Genomic DNA, 15,017 nt, shown 5'->3' with positions numbered 1-15,017 from the left:
TTTCCCTTAGTTATTTACTGCTCCCTTGAGACTATTCTATCTGTTTGAATCTTCTGAATTGCACGTTGCGCTTGGATAGACACTTCTTTGTCAGGGTCATCTAAGGCTTGTTGTAGGGGGTTAATAACGTCAGGATGAGCTAAATTCCCAAGTGCGATCGCAGCTTCTTTGCGGACATCTGCATATTCATCCGTTAATGCTTGAATTAATCTTGGCATAAGTTGAATATCTGGAATTTTTTGCAAAGCTTGTGCTGCTGATTTCCGCACTTGCCAATGTTCATCAGCTAAAGCTATTTCTAATGCTGAAATTGCTTGCTGATTTTCATGAATAGCCAGAGATTTAGCTGCATTCCGGCGAACTTGCCAGTCGCTATCATTTGTAAGTGCTTGACCAAGTATTGTAATCACTTCTGCATCTTGTAAATGTTCTAAAGTTAAAGCAGTAGCACGACGTACACTTGCTTCTTGATCAAAGATTAAATTTAAAGCTTGCGGACATTTTTCTAGTTGATTGATATATCGCAGTGTCGTAACGGCTGCTTCTCTTAATTCAGGATTTTTTGATTCTAAAAATGGTAAAATATCGGGTAAAGATTGAATATCATGTATCTTCCGCAAAAGCACTAAAATATTTAATTGAATATTTACATCATTACTTTGGAGTTTATCTAGTAAAAGTAACAATTCGTCTTGTGTAACTAACTCGTTTAATGCTGATGCGGCTTCAGTGCGAATATCTGTATCTGCTGAACCGAGGCATTCAATTAAGGCAGGGATGGCAACAGGATTAGCAATTTCCCAAAGGGCAGATATTGCTATTTTTTGAACAGCGATATTTTCATCTTTCAAAGCGATAATTAAAGCGTCTATTGTTTCTTCATCACCTAAATGTTGTAAGGTTTTGACAGCTACTAAGCGGTCATTTACGTCAGGCGATCGCAACATTTCTAGCCAATGCTTTAGGTCATCATTCATTAATTTTTACCACAGATAGTTAACGTAACAAAAAGGGAATTTGTACAGTAATTGCATTGGTTGGACATTCTTTTTCACAAGGTAAACAAAACCAACACTCATCATATTTCATGTAAGCTTTACCTGTTTCTGGATTTTTCGCCAATACATCCAAGGGACAAACTTCAATACAGGCTGTGCATTTTTCTAAACATTTTGATTCATCAACGATCACAGGAACATCTATTCTTTGATTGATTAAAGCCATAAAATAACTCCATGATTTTGTACTGAAACTGCTAAACGGTAAAATAAATAGTGTAAGCTTGCATGAATTATCTCACGATTGTAGGTTGTTTAGATGCATAGGATGTAGTTCATTCAAATATTTAAATCGCAGACGATCAGCAAGCAGACAGTAAGTCGCAAATGTATTAATTAACTGCATATTTGTCACTACAGCAATTTTTTATGAAAAGTTAATGATTGCTTGATATTGGTATAGCCAATTTTCTCATAAAACAAGTGAGCTTCTTTGCGTTTAATATTAGAACGTAATAAAACACTATCACATCCAGCCAGAGAAGCCCACTGTTCAATTTGCTGCATCAAAAAACGTCCAATTCCACTATGACGATAATCTTTATCTACAACTAATCCTAAAATAATCGCTGGAGTCGGAATAACTATTGACTCACAAATATGAGCGTGCACCCAAGCTATTATATATTCATCTTCTAAAGTGGCAACATACACAATATGAGCATCGTTATTTTTAATTTTAATAAGGCGCTGCTCTATTTGTTGATTTGTCACAGAATATTCAAGTTGTTCGCAAAGACTAGCAATTCTCTTTACATCTTTAATCTCAGCTTGTCTAATTTTAATTTTCTCACTTACACTAACTTTGTTTATCATAATTTAATTTTAAATTACAATTATTTAGTTATCCAACGTTGCACGGATAAAACGATAGCCTATATCAATCTCTGTCAAATTGTGAATATCACCATATTTTTTGCTCCATTCTCCACTACTTAAATCTGCTGCAAGTAACTTTATTCCTTGCTCTATTAAATCTTGATTAGCTAAAGCAAAAGATGATATTCCTGCACGTACTTCTGGTTGAAGATATAACTCTGGTCGTCTCCAGCCTGCTGCTGCGAATAAATCAGATAAATCGTATGGTAACAAAAGGGGTATGGCTTCAACACGCCTTTTAGTATTACTCTGAATTAAATTAACCTGTTCGTTAAGTGGTAAAAATCGTAAAGCATCTTCCCACAAAAACGGAAAATAATCATAAAGCCATATCTTTTGAGCTAATCTAATATCAAAAGTTAATAAAATTATTGCCCCCTCTCTAATTATTCTTTGTATTTCCTGAAAAGCTTTTTCGAGATGAGAAAAGTGATGAATTGCCAGGATACTTACAACAGCATCAACAGAGTTATCTAGTAGAGGTAAATTTTCTGCATAGCCAGTAAACCACTTAATTTGCTGATATTTTACTGCTTGTTTTTGCATAACTACAGAAGGTTCAACAGCATTAAGAATAAATCCTTTATTAGCTAGCACTAAACTGTAACCACCAGTACCAGCGCCGATATCAGCAATAATGCTACCTTTGGATAAATTGAGTAAATCAATTAATTTATTGACAATACGGATATCAGGAACGCGAGTTTTTGAGTATTGTTGACCAATTGAATTATATATAGACATATTATAAAAATCATCAAAATAATTTAAAAAAACATTTAAGCTTTAAGTTTAAATGAATAAATCAAAAAGCTGTTAGTTAAACAATTCCAACAACTTTAAGAGTTCATTTATCATAAACTTTGGTTGAGATACTTGTGGTAAAACTTGATTTTTTCTGTTGTAATAGCAAAAATCCATTTTTACTTGTGTTGCTCCTGCATAGTCGTGCTTCAGAGAATCTCCAACGTAAATAACTTGTTCTGGTGTTAAATTTAACCTACATAAAGCATGATGGAATATTTCAGGGGATGGTTCAGCAAAACCAATTGCTTCAGAAACTACAACTGCTTCAAAAAAATGCTCAATTCCAGCAGCTTGCATTCTCGGTAGTTGTGCTGATACAAAACCGTTTGTAATGACAGCCAAACGATAATTGCGTGCGAGAACAGTTAGCACTTCATTTACATTAGGTTCCATTACGCCCGAATGATTAAAAATATGCCAAAAACTTTGACTAAGATTGCTGATTTGATCTGTTTGTATATCTAATTGAGCAAGTGTACTTCGATAAGACATCTCGATTAACTCACTAGGAGAAAAGATATCTCGCTGTCTCCAATACTTGGAATTATAAGTTTCAAAGACTTGAAGAAAAATAATCTCACTGACTCCATTTAAATCTAAAGATACTGCACAATCTTCCAATGCGCCAAGTATAGCTTGGCGTTCACATAGCTCAAAATTCAACAGTGTATTATCGAGATCAAAAATTATGGCTTTATAACTCATTCAATTCTTTAATTCACAAAAATGCTTTCTTCCATAGTTGAAAGTTTTCTAATTATTTTTAGTATTTCTCTGAAATCTGGACTATAAAGTTTATAGTTTTTATCATTAGGCTTCCTGACTAAAATTGCTTGTATACCTGCCCGTAATGCTCCAGTGATATCAGCATTGTAGCTATCACCTATCATTATACATTCTGTTTTTTCTATCTTTAAATCATTGATGACATGAGTATAAAATTTGAGGCTGGGTTTTTCATGTCCAATTTTTCCAGACGTATATATTTCTTCAAAGTATTCTGTAATATTTAATTCGTCGATGATTTCGTGTAACTCAGGTATATGATTTGATAAAATTATATTTTTATAATTATTCTTGATTGTATATTGTAAAGTAGGAATTACATCATCATATAAATGCCATTTTTCAATATTCTTATATTCATTTTGGACTTGGAAAGCATATTTTATTGCCTGACTTCTATTTATCCCTACTCTCTCATATATTTCTGCAAAGTATTCATTCATGTATTCCCACCATGTTTTTTCATTAAACAATAAACTATGGGGAGTTTCAGGCGAGTGCCAAGGAAAGCGATTCTTCAATAATGGTCGAATATCTTCTAAATCTATATTGTGGATTCCATTCAATATTAAAATTGAATGTAATGTTTCACTCCACATTCCTTGACGATAACCTAGTGTATTATCAAAATCCCAAAATAAATATTTCATTTTTGTCTCGCTGCTATATCATAAACTTCATGATGTATATCCACACCCACAATATAAGTATCAACAGGACGCTTAAACAATATCATTTTCCCTAACTCATCTTTCTTTAAGTTGACATGACAAAACCACTCATCATCATTCTTTTCGGGATAATCTAAACGGTAATGATAAAGTCCCCAACGAGTTTCTTGACGATATAATGATGCTCTGGCTGCCATTTCTGCACAGTCTCGAATAAAATGTACTTCTATGCAACGCATTAATTCATGGGGGTCACGAGCGCCCATTACATCTAATGTTTGTTGATATTGAACAAAATGTTTCAAGCCAATATCAATTTTATTACCTGTTTTTGGTGGTTGCAGATAATCATTCACTAAACGTCTTAATTTATATTCGACTTGGGTATGAGGTACACCATTAGGACGAGTTAGAGGTGCATAAATCCTGGCTTTTTCTGCTTCTAAAAACTCTATATCTGGTTCAAGGAAATCTAAATTTTGGATATATTCAATGGCATGAGTTCCGGCTATGCGACCAAAAACAAATGCCCCAATCATATAATTATGGGGAACGCTGGCCATATCTCCGGCTGCATATAAACCTGGGATGGTTGTTTGAGCGTTTTCATTCACCCACACACCAGAAGCACTATGACCACTACATAAGCCTATTTCAGAAATGTGCATCTCTACACTGTGAGTGCGGTAATCTTCATTTCTACCTTGATGAAAACGTTCTCTACTCGGTCGTTCATTCGCCCAAAGTATGGATTCAATTTCTGCAATTGTATCTTCATCCAAATGGGTCATTTTCAATTGGACTGGCCCTTTTCCAGAATTTAATTCTTTCCAGATTTCCAACATCATTTGACCACTCCAATAGTCACAGCTAATGAAGCGATTTCCTTCGGCGTTAGCAGTATGAGCGCCAAAAGGCCCGGCGACATAAGCACAGGCGGGGCCGTTGTAATCTTTAATTAAAGGATTAACTTGAAAGCATTCAATATTACTAAGTTCTGCACCTGCATGATAAGCCATTGAATAGCCATCTCCAGCATTGGTAGGATTTTCATAAGTGCCGTAGAGATAGCCGGAAGCAGGTAATCCTAATCTGCCACAAGCACCTGTACACAGGATGACTGCTTTAGCTTGAATGACAATATAATCACCGTTTCTGACATCAAATCCCACTGCCCCAATAGCACGTCCTGCTTTGACTAATACACGGGTTGCCATGACGCGATTTGTAACTTTGACTTTGTGGCGTTTAACTTGTCGGGTAAGAATGGTTTTGAGGTCTTTTCCCTCTGGCATGGGTAAGACATATTTACCCACACGATGCACTTGTTTTAAGTCATAGTTGCCTTGGGCATCTTTTTGAAATTTCACACCCCAGCTTTCTAATTCTTGGATGACTTCATAACCTAATTTACCTGTTTGATATACGGCTTTTTGGTTGACAATCCCATCGTTAGCAAGGGTGATTTCACGCACGTATTGTTCTGGTGTAGAATGACCGGGAATGACTGCGGTATTCACCCCATCCATACCCATTGCGATCGCACCACTCCGTCTGATGTTAGCCTTTTCTAAAATCAGCACCTCTGCATCAGGATTCGCTTGTTTGGCTTTAATTCCAGCCATTGTCCCAGCTGTACCGCCACCAATGACAAGTACATCAGTTTTTATTTGTTGGGTGTTAATGTCCATAAGCTTTTGGGAGTGGGGAATAGGGAAGATAAGGAGGATGTGGTTCGACTTCGCTCACCAACCGGGAGATGGAACTTTGTAAATTATAAATTGAATTTTCAAATCCTCTAATTACAATTTTTTTTTCATCCGAATAGATGGCATTTTTCGACCAGAACGTAGGGTATGTTCTTCAAAACCTTCATTCATATAACCATTAACTTGATAAAACGATTCAGCGTTGAGCGAAGCGTTCAGATGTAATTCCGACAATTCTTGCTCACGTGCTAATCGCTCTAACTCTTGAAGTATTGCAGTTCCTACTCCAGAACGACCGAAACTTGGAGACACGTACACAGCACGTAGTTCGCTATTACTGACAATAATTGCACCGAAGCCCACAATTTGACTATTAATTTCTGCCACAATTCGGGTTTCTTCAGTGTTGTCTGCAAAAGCTTTGATTTTAGAGGGCGTAATTGGAGATGCCCAATCTTGAATAATTTCTTTTGGATAACACGATGAAGCGGTTTCATGAATTGCTGCTCGGTGTACCTTTAAGACGCTCTCTGCATCTGATGGCAGACAACTTCGTACTTTTATATCCGACTTCACAACTTCCGACATGATATTCTCCTCATGAAGAATTTCTCTGTTTTACCAAAACCTGAGTTCGACGTAAGAGAAGCCTCCTGCCTCCTGCCTTCTATTGATTGCCTTTCCAAACAATTTCGCTAATATTGATAGATTTCGGTATCAGCTTGATTTTGTAAAAGGTATCGGCAATCTGCTGTTGTGCGCGAATTACTTCCTCTGTTAGCGGTAGTACACCATATTCACGTCGTTTTTCTGCGACTTCTAGAACCCCAGCATCAATACGCAATTCTGGTGAGAGAAATTTGGCAACTTCTGCGGGATTATTTTGCGCCCAGTTGCTTCTTTTTTTTACTTCATCGAGAACTGTTTTCAAGGCATCGGGATATTTGTCAACAAAAGATTTTGCAGCTAGATAATAACCACGATTGGGTGCTAACCCAGTTGCATCAGTTAAAGTGCGTGCGCCTGTAGCAGCTTGCGCCGCAGCTAAGTAAGGATCCCAAATTGCCCAAGCATCAACATTATTACCTTCAAAAGCTGCACGAGCATCGGGAGGTTGGAGAAAAGCTGGTTTGATATCTTTGTAATCTACTTTTCCCTTTTCTAAGGCTTTTACCAATAAGTAGTTAGTATTTGAACCTTTAGCAACAGCAACTCGTTTACCCTTGAGGTCTGCCAGAGTTTGAATAGATGAACTTTTCGGCACAAGAATTGCTTCTGCTTTGGGACTCCAAGGATCGTAAGCAACATAAACTATGGGAGTACCTCCAGCTTGGGCAAATATTGGCGGTGATTCACCAGTATAGCCAAAATCAATACTCTTAGCGTTAATTGCCTCTAACATTGGCGGCCCAGAAGGAAATTCAGCCCATGTCACCGAAGCGCCACTAGCAGCAAAAGCTTTCTCCAAATCTTTTTGCGCTTTCATGGTGTTGAGAATAGTTGCTGCTTTTTGATAGCCAATCCGAACTACAACCCCTTGATTTGTCGGGCTTTGATTTGCTGTCTGCGTTGCGGCAGAATTACTTGTGTTGTTGGAAGAACACGCAGATATTACAAGAGTCAAACTTAACCCGCAGGCAAAAAATAAGGCAAATATGCCAATTCTGGATATTTCATAATTTTGAAGAAAGCTGCTGACAATCTTCATCAGTCGATGTGGTAAATACTTAGTTAACATAAGTACATTTAGACTACAATCAATATAAATACTACGATAAATCGAGCCATTTGCCGTATTTTGCTCATAGAATATTCACATAGATAAGCTGCAAATGCAAGATCCGAAAAAGTATGTCTACGGCTAAAACAATTAATCAGAAATGGAAAAGGTAGCCACCATCAACAGCTAAAACCAGTCCGGTGATGTAAGATGCGGCTGGAGAAGCGAAGAACACAACAGCGCCTGTAATTTCTTGTGGAGATCCCCAACGTGCGAGAGAAGTTCGATGTTTCAACCATTCCGTGACTCCTGGATCAGCCACTACATCAGCATTACTCTCTGTTGCAAAAAAGCCTGGAGCGACTGCATTGACTGTAATTCCAAAAGTCCCAAGTTCTGCCGCAAGTGTACGGGTTAGGGCTTCGAGTCCTCCTTTAGCTGTCGTATAAACTGCGTCACCTGCACCTGCAAGTTGTCCTGCAATTAACGTAATATTAATGATTCGACCTTCACCCCTGTGCATCATCAGTTTTGCCGCTTCTCGTGACAAATTGAATGGTGCAATCAAATCAGCATTGATTAATCGACGCACTGCATCCATTTCAAACTCGAACAATCCACGATGATCGCGCATTCCCACATTATTAACCAGAATATCTAAACAACCGTGCTTTTCTCGAATCTCAATAAACGCACTTTGAACCGCAACTTCATCTGTCACATCAAACGGTAACGAAAAACCTAATCTGCCAATTGATTCAATGACTGCAACTGCTTGATTAAGCCGTTCAAAATTTCGCCCATTGAGGATAGTACACGCACCAGCTTTAGCAAGTGATTTGGCAATTTCTAGCCCCAAACCTTGTCCCACTCCAGTTACCAAGGCAACTTTTCCAGCCAATGAAAACTCTGATAACGTCACAAAAATTACTTTTCAGGGTGCTATTGAGTCGATATCTGACTAAAAACTTACACTCTAGGACTGCAAAGGCTTGATTCTTAGTTGTATCTCTCTCCTAAGAATCAAGCTTACTTAACTAACTTTGATAGGGGCGCGGCAGTTGGCGTAGTTTATGAGCAGTATCTAATTCACTGTTGTTTTTTCTGCCATATCCCCAACCTAAGATGCGACGATATTCACCCATGATGCCACTTTCAATTAAATCATCCTCATTGACTGCAACATTGGTATGAGATTCAGGCGCAACATAGAGTGCATCCGCAGGACAATATGCTTCACACATGAAACAAGTTTGACAATCTTCCTGTCGGGCGATCGCAGGTGGTTGGTTCGGTACGGAGTCAAAAACATTAGTCGGACATACTTGGACGCACAGATTGCAATTAATACAGAGTTTATGGCTGACAAGCTCGATCATGATTCTGCTCCTACTACAACTTTGATACAGAGGGTGTGGTTTGAGTGGTTAGTGCTGGTGGTGTAGCGTAGACGCTTTGCGGTTCTGTTATCCAATCACGCCTTACCCAAAGTCTTTCTAAGCCGCCCGTTGCTTGGTAATAACACTGATTTGGATCAGTTTCGGGATAGTCCATACGAATATGTTCGCTGCGCGTTTCCGTGCGATGTAAAGCACTAAAATATGCCCATCGCGCTACAGCCGTCAGAGCAGCTGCTCGACGAGAAAATTCTACATCGCGCACTGTATCTTGTTTCGGGTTCCCTTGTACTTGCTGCCACAGCGTTTCTAATTTGGCGAGGGAATCCAGAAGTCCCTGCTCAGAACGCAAGTAGTTCTTCTCTAAGGGCAACATCTGGGCTTGTACACCACGCACAATCGCCTCACTATCGAATGTTTCAGAAGATGGTGAAGGCGATGGGCTACGCCCCGCCATAGGCGAATGCAATCCCACTTGACCAGTAGGACGCGCAACCCGTTCATTTGCTTGAGCGCCCAGACTCTTAGCAAAGTCCGCTGCTCCAACTCCAGCCCATTGACCTGTGGAAATTGCCCAAGCAGCATTGGGACCACCGCCTCCAGAAGCTAAACCGGCTAGGAACTCCCGTGATGCTGCATCACCGGCGGCGTAGAGGCCAGGAACCTTTGTACCGCAACTATCATCGGTCAAACGGATTCCACCTGTACCACGGACTGTACCTTCTAAAATTAGTGTTACAGGCACTCGTTCTGTATAGGGGTCAATGTCAGCTTTTTTATACGGTAGAAAAGAGATGAAATGAGACTTTTCAATTACTGCCTTGACTTCAGGTGTGGCTTTATCCAAACGGGCATAAACGGAGCCTTTCATCAGGGCATTGGGAAGGAACGATGGATCGCGACGACCATCGACATAACCACCAAGATCATTACCTGCTTCATCGGTGTAACTAGCCCAGCCAAAGGGAACACCCCGCGTCACTGTGGCATTAAAAGCGGTCGAAATTGCATAGTGATTAGAAGCTTCCATACTAGAGAGTTCGCCACCAGCTTCCACTGCCATCAGCAGTCCATCACCTGTATTAGTATTGCACCCTAATGCTTTACTCAAGAATGCACAACCGCCATTCGCCAAGACTACTGCACCAGCACGAACAGTATAGCTACGATGATGTTGCCTCTGCACACCTCTTGCCCCAGCTACTGAGCCATCGTCAGCCAATAAAAGTTCTAGAGCCGGACTTTGGTCGAAAATTTGCACACCAACACGCAAGAGGTTTTTACGAAGTACCCGCATATATTCAGGGCCATAATAACTCTGGCGCACAGATTCCCCATTTTCTTTGGGGAAACGATAGCCCCAATCTTCCACTAAGGGCAAACTGAGCCAAGTTTTTTCGATAACACGCTCGATCCAACGTGAGTTAGCGAGGTTTTTTCCTGCGCGATAACGCTCCGATACAACTTTGTCCCAATTCTCTGGAGAAGGAGCCATGATGCCGTTACCACTAGCAGCAGCAGCACCGCTTGTACCCAAAAAACCTTTGTCAACAATGATGACTTTGACTCTTTGGGATGCGGCTGCCCATGCTGCCCATGCTGCGGCAGGGCCACCACCAATTACCAGCACATCAGCAGATAGTTGTAGTTCATTTTCTGTTAGCAATTCTTTTTCTCCTTTTTGGCAGTCACATATTTCTTTGCCACAGTGAGCGGCTTTTACAGGCAAAAATCCACCCACCTACATTTTCCACAACCTTTAAGCACCACTTTTTGCTAGTAATTTGTCATCAGTGCGGTCTTCGCCAATGAGCTTTTAGACTGGCGTGTTTTGCTCATCTGCTTTTTTGTCTATAAACTTGCGCTAGCGATCGCTATACCGGAGGTATCGCTGATTTGTCTGACTAAATTATCTAGTAGATATTTGCATAATATATACAAAGAGTGTATACGGTAAGTTACATTTAAAATGATACTCTAATTGTTAGCTTATCAAACATTAAGTGTTGCAAGTTAATTTTTTATCCGGTTGGAACTGGTGTACTTGAAACCGAATGACAGCGAGAAAATAAATTCTTTCCTCCTGCCCCCTGCCTTTTTTCGGTCAACAACTAACTAAGCAACTTTTTGCAAGTGTTGCACACGGGGCATAACTTCTTGGGCAAAACGTGTCATCTCCCGCACAAAGGGATTAAATTGCAGCATGAAAGTGTCAATACCTGCATCAACGAAAGCTGCAACGCGAGTTGCAACTGTATCATAGCTGCCAACCAATCCTGCGGCTGTGCCACCATTGCCGCCGACAGCCGGATTTTTAGCGAAGAGTTTAAACATGGCTACTTCTGGGTCAACTCCCTTAGTAACACTTAACTTATATTGTTCTTCCAACTTTTGCAGTGCCATGAGTCGTTCTAGTTCTACTTGCGCTTCTTCGTCTGTAGTCCGGGCAATAACAAAGGCTGACAGACTAAAGCGCACTGGTTGGGGTAAGAAACGTGGTCGGCTCAAAACTTGTTTAATTACTTGGCGGACATCTTCAATCGGCTGACCGTTGATAAAGTAAACATCAGCTTGTTGAGCTGCTAAAATCTGTGCTGGGTCTGATGCTCCTCCCAGGTAGATACGAGGATAGGGTTGAGCAACAGAGAAGGGTCGAAGGCTCAAATCTTGGATTTTGAAATATTCACCCTCGAAGTTTACCCTCTCACCGCTCCACAAAGCCCTAACAACCTGCAACCATTCATTAGAATAGCGATAACGTTCATCATGGCGAGGAAAGGGGATATTAGTACGCTCCATTTCTGGCCGAAACCAAGCACTAATTAGGTTTATGGCAAAACGTCCATGACTTATAGCATCAATACCTAAAGCCATCTTGGCTAGAACGGCTGGATGAAATAATAAAGGTTTAATCGCGGCGATAATTTCTATACTTTCTGTAGCTTCAGCCAACGCGGCACAAGCTGTCCAAGTTTCCAACTGTTCTAAATCCAGACTACGGGGATTGGCAAGGTGCTGGGCGACTAAGGTTGTAACATATCCTAAACGTTCTGCTTCTAATACTAGCGATCGCGTGCGTTCATAGCTAGCATCAATCGGTTCATCTGGCGTTTTTAGAGGGCCAAAGTTACCTCCAACAGGGGCCCAAATACCGTAGCGTGGTTCTGACATTCTTGCCTCCAAATTAAATGGGGACTGGGGAGATACACCTTGTTTTTTATCCTCACCTATGCAAATCTCATACATAGTATACTACTATAAATCTATCGGCTTATAGTATGTTTTATTTGCAAAAATAAAGTTTTAGTCCCCACTACAAAGGTTCTAGAAAGCTATGTCTGAACCACGCTATGGGATTTGGATTCCCGTTTACGGCAACTGCGGCGTGATCAACCATCCTCTTGAACCTCGTGATGCTAGTTACTCACGAGCCAAGAATTTAATCAAATTGGCCCAAAAGTGCGGATTTACCACAACTTTAATAGCGCAACATATCATCAATCCCAGAAACCAAGAACTTGACCAGCTAGAAACCTGGACAGCAGCAGCAGCACTTGCAGAAGCAACAAACTCTATCGAGATTATTGCAGCTGTTAAGCCATTACTGTTTCATCCCGCCGTCTTAGCAAAGATGGCTTTAGGTATTGATGCAATCAGTGGTGGACGTTTTGCGATTAACTTAGTAAGTGCCTGGTTCAAGCCAGAAATGGAAAAACCGGGGATAAATTTCCTTACCCACGATGAACGTTATCGCTATTCGGATGAATGGATTAGGGTCGTAAAAGCTTTGTGGAGTGGAGAAAAAGTCAATTTCTGCGGTGAATATTTTCAGATCAATGATTTGAAGCTCAATCCTCCACCTATAGCCAAACCACATCCGCGTGTATATGTAGGAGGAGAGTCAGAACCAGCCCAAGAACTAGCTGCAAAAGAAGCCCATACATTTTTTCTCAATGGTCGTCCGATTGAAGTCATCCGCGAAACCATTGCAGCTGTTGCTCAAAAAACTAAGTTTCGCTCTCAACCTCTGGGCTTCGCCATGTCAGCTTTTGTCATTGCTCGACCGACAGACGAAGAAGCGGAAGCGGAATATCAAAACCTCAGAGCGATGGTACTAGCACAAGACGATCGCTCAGAATTACTCAAAGGAGTAGATTCTGAAGTAGTTATGTTCAAAAACATGGCTAAGTACCCTGGTGTTGGTAGCAATGGCGGTACAGCAGCAGGATTGGTTGGTAGCTATGAAACTGTAGCCCATCGAATTGCTGAATTCACCAAAGTAGGAATTGGTACTTTCATGCTGCAATTCCAGCCTTTTGCTACAGAAATGGAGCGTTTTGCTGCGGAAATCATACCAAGAGTGCGAACGTTAACGGTAGACACCAATTTGAAAATAGGGGCTAGAGGCTAAGAATTTTAGATTTTAGATTTTGGATTAAATTGTTCTCCACTCCCCACTACCCAAAGGAACTTTATGACAGCAATACTTACTCGTCCAGCTTGGACTACTGATTTAGAACTGGAAATTTTTGATAAACTGCTTGATAAGTACGCCCCTCACATTCCGAAAAAGCGAACGCAAGAACCTAGATCGCCGGAAACTGAAGAGGAAAAAGAGAATTTTTACCGCTTCCGTGTAGCTGGTGCAGCCCATGACCTGTTTATTGTACAAGTCTGCGCTAAGATAATTGACTCCTTTCCTGACCCAGAATTACAGCTATTTTTGAGTAGACAAATAGGTGATGATGGCGCACACGCTCAAAATACTCGTTTCAGAGCGCAGGCTATATCAGGACGTGACCCAATTGAGGATATCCAAAAGCAGGTGCAGAAGCATTGGGATTATATGGGTGATTTACCCATTCGTAATTGGCAAGGCTTTTTAGCATTTGAGTTGCATTACGAACTTCATATTGTGGCTTTGCTATTCATCAATAGTCGTACCAGCAAAATCAATGACCCAGACTCAGCCAAGTTTGCAGCAGAAAGAATCCTGCCAGATGAAGCAGTCCACCGCTTAGGAGTTGTGGATTGGTGGCAACGAAAATTTGATAAAGCTTCGCTAGCAGAGAAAGAAGATTTAATTGCACAAGTCATAGAAGCAGACGAAGAAGGTCAACGCTGACGCAATCCTTACCTTTGGGATCATTGGCAGTTGAGTCAAAAAGCTATTGGTATTGAAATTGATGATTTGCCAGTACTTTATGATACTTGGCGGCAAGAGGTTCTTTCTTACTTCTTGGATGTCCCTATATCTAGACTGCCCAAACTTGTGAGTGTGAATGATTGATGATAAAAAACTGCCCTTTAAGATTTAATTTGAAACTTATCACCGAACTGACTGTGGATGAGGAAGAAGCGTTGCGTGTTCTCAGAGCAGCAATTTACCCACCAGAGGTCATTGCTCATCGCCCAGGACGGCACATTAAATGGTCTTTACCACAATGGAGATTACTTGTAGAAGATGGAAGTGGATGGCTTGTTTCGCACATCGGGATTGTTATCCGCAAGGTAACGCTAGATGATGTATCAATCCGCATTGGCGGTATTGGTGGAGTAATGACAAGCCCAGAAGCACAGGGTCAAGGCTTTGCAACTGCTGCCCTTCGGTATGCAGAGGCCTTCTTAGATAAGTGCGGTTTAACTTTCGCATTGCTCGTATGTCGTCAGAATTTAGTACCCTTTTATACTCGGTTGCGATGGCAATCTTTCAATGGCATTCTTTTGGTTGAGCAACCAGGTGGCACAGTCCCTTTTACGATCAACCAGCCGATGGTATTGCCTGTGAATGACAAAGCTCCCAAAAAAGGAACGATTAACCTCTGCGGTTTCCCGTGGTAACACATTGATTTTTCATATTTTAAAGGATTTTAAATATTACTAATTTATTGATAATTACAGGACTTACGCAACTGTCACAAGCGAGGGCGCGGCGCAGCCGTGCCAAGCGCCAAACAACTAGACAATAAACATAGGAATATCCGGACGTT

At 40.6% G+C, this 15,017-nt stretch carries 17 protein-coding genes; 4 read left to right on the top strand and 13 right to left on the bottom strand.

The features are described 5' to 3' along the window. Nucleotides 1-14: 14 nt before the first annotated feature. The 13 genes from V7K60_RS27010 to V7K60_RS26950 form a co-directional block, all read right to left on the bottom strand. On the bottom strand, nt 15-977 hold the full coding sequence (locus tag V7K60_RS27010) for a HEAT repeat domain-containing protein (RefSeq protein WP_334930079.1): 963 nt from the start codon (nt 975-977) through the stop codon (nt 15-17). Nucleotides 978-996: 19 nt separating this feature from the next. After that, a complete protein-coding gene (locus V7K60_RS27005; RefSeq protein WP_012408944.1) occupies nt 997-1,224 on the bottom strand; it encodes a 4Fe-4S dicluster domain-containing protein in 228 nt (75 codons plus the stop codon). Nucleotides 1,225-1,412: 188 nt separating this feature from the next. Beyond that, a complete protein-coding gene (locus tag V7K60_RS27000) occupies nt 1,413-1,874 on the bottom strand; it encodes a GNAT family N-acetyltransferase (RefSeq protein ID WP_334930077.1) in 462 nt (153 codons plus the stop codon). 24 nt (nt 1,875-1,898) lie between these two features. Further along, entirely contained in the window at nt 1,899-2,681 is a 783-nt protein-coding gene (locus tag V7K60_RS26995; RefSeq protein WP_334930075.1) for a class I SAM-dependent methyltransferase, read from the bottom strand. A 72-nt stretch (nt 2,682-2,753) separates the two neighbouring features. Continuing rightward, on the bottom strand, nt 2,754-3,449 hold the full coding sequence (locus tag V7K60_RS26990; RefSeq protein ID WP_334930073.1) for an HAD family hydrolase: 696 nt from the start codon (nt 3,447-3,449) through the stop codon (nt 2,754-2,756). A gap of 8 nt (nt 3,450-3,457) precedes the next feature. Continuing rightward, the gene (locus tag V7K60_RS26985) at nt 3,458-4,180 is read right to left on the bottom strand and encodes an HAD family hydrolase (RefSeq protein ID WP_334930071.1); all 723 of its coding nucleotides are present in this window, start codon (nt 4,178-4,180) and stop codon (nt 3,458-3,460) included. Beyond that, nucleotides 4,177-5,892, bottom strand: coding sequence for a fumarate reductase/succinate dehydrogenase flavoprotein subunit (locus V7K60_RS26980; RefSeq protein ID WP_334930069.1), 1,716 nt, complete (start codon nt 5,890-5,892; stop codon nt 4,177-4,179). The genes V7K60_RS26985 and V7K60_RS26980 overlap by 4 nt, the downstream gene beginning before the upstream one ends. A 111-nt stretch (nt 5,893-6,003) precedes the next feature. Beyond that, nucleotides 6,004-6,498 carry a GNAT family N-acetyltransferase gene (locus V7K60_RS26975; protein ID WP_334930067.1) on the bottom strand — a complete coding sequence of 165 codons (495 nt, stop codon included), beginning with the start codon at nt 6,496-6,498 and terminating at the stop codon, nt 6,004-6,006. A 79-nt stretch (nt 6,499-6,577) separates the two neighbouring features. Then, nucleotides 6,578-7,648 (bottom strand): sulfonate ABC transporter substrate-binding protein, encoded by a 1,071-nt coding sequence (locus V7K60_RS26970; RefSeq protein ID WP_334930065.1) that lies wholly within the window; start codon nt 7,646-7,648, stop codon nt 6,578-6,580. A gap of 136 nt (nt 7,649-7,784) precedes the next feature. Then, the gene (locus tag V7K60_RS26965) at nt 7,785-8,552 is read right to left on the bottom strand and encodes an SDR family oxidoreductase (protein ID WP_334930063.1); all 768 of its coding nucleotides are present in this window, start codon (nt 8,550-8,552) and stop codon (nt 7,785-7,787) included. Nucleotides 8,553-8,667: 115 nt separating this feature from the next. Further along, a complete protein-coding gene (locus tag V7K60_RS26960) occupies nt 8,668-9,009 on the bottom strand; it encodes a 4Fe-4S binding protein (protein ID WP_334718286.1) in 342 nt (113 codons plus the stop codon). A gap of 13 nt (nt 9,010-9,022) precedes the next feature. Continuing rightward, on the bottom strand, nt 9,023-10,756 hold the full coding sequence (locus V7K60_RS26955) for an FAD-binding protein (RefSeq protein WP_334930061.1): 1,734 nt from the start codon (nt 10,754-10,756) through the stop codon (nt 9,023-9,025). A gap of 386 nt (nt 10,757-11,142) precedes the next feature. Then, a complete protein-coding gene (locus V7K60_RS26950; RefSeq protein ID WP_334930059.1) occupies nt 11,143-12,198 on the bottom strand; it encodes an LLM class flavin-dependent oxidoreductase in 1,056 nt (351 codons plus the stop codon). Between the two features lie 163 nt (nt 12,199-12,361). Between V7K60_RS26950 and V7K60_RS26945 the strand changes: the two genes are divergently transcribed. From V7K60_RS26945 to V7K60_RS26930, 4 genes are all read left to right on the top strand, one after another. Then, nucleotides 12,362-13,438 carry an LLM class flavin-dependent oxidoreductase gene (locus V7K60_RS26945; protein WP_334930057.1) on the top strand — a complete coding sequence of 359 codons (1,077 nt, stop codon included), beginning with the start codon at nt 12,362-12,364 and terminating at the stop codon, nt 13,436-13,438. Nucleotides 13,439-13,501: 63 nt separating this feature from the next. Continuing rightward, a complete protein-coding gene (locus V7K60_RS26940) occupies nt 13,502-14,152 on the top strand; it encodes a hypothetical protein (RefSeq protein ID WP_334930055.1) in 651 nt (216 codons plus the stop codon). Between the two features lie 30 nt (nt 14,153-14,182). Further along, the gene (locus V7K60_RS26935; RefSeq protein WP_334930053.1) at nt 14,183-14,317 is read left to right on the top strand and encodes a hypothetical protein; all 135 of its coding nucleotides are present in this window, start codon (nt 14,183-14,185) and stop codon (nt 14,315-14,317) included. A 29-nt stretch (nt 14,318-14,346) separates the two neighbouring features. Continuing rightward, nucleotides 14,347-14,868, top strand: a complete 522-nt coding sequence (locus V7K60_RS26930) for a GNAT family N-acetyltransferase (protein WP_334930051.1) — start codon at nt 14,347-14,349, stop codon at nt 14,866-14,868. Nucleotides 14,869-15,017: the final 149 nt, after the last annotated feature.

Source organism: Nostoc sp. (genome assembly GCF_036917555.1).
Lineage (GTDB): Bacteria > Cyanobacteriota > Cyanobacteriia > Cyanobacteriales > Nostocaceae > Nostoc.
Note: the sequence above shows the minus strand (reverse complement) of the source record. Positions and strands in the feature narration are given on the sequence as shown.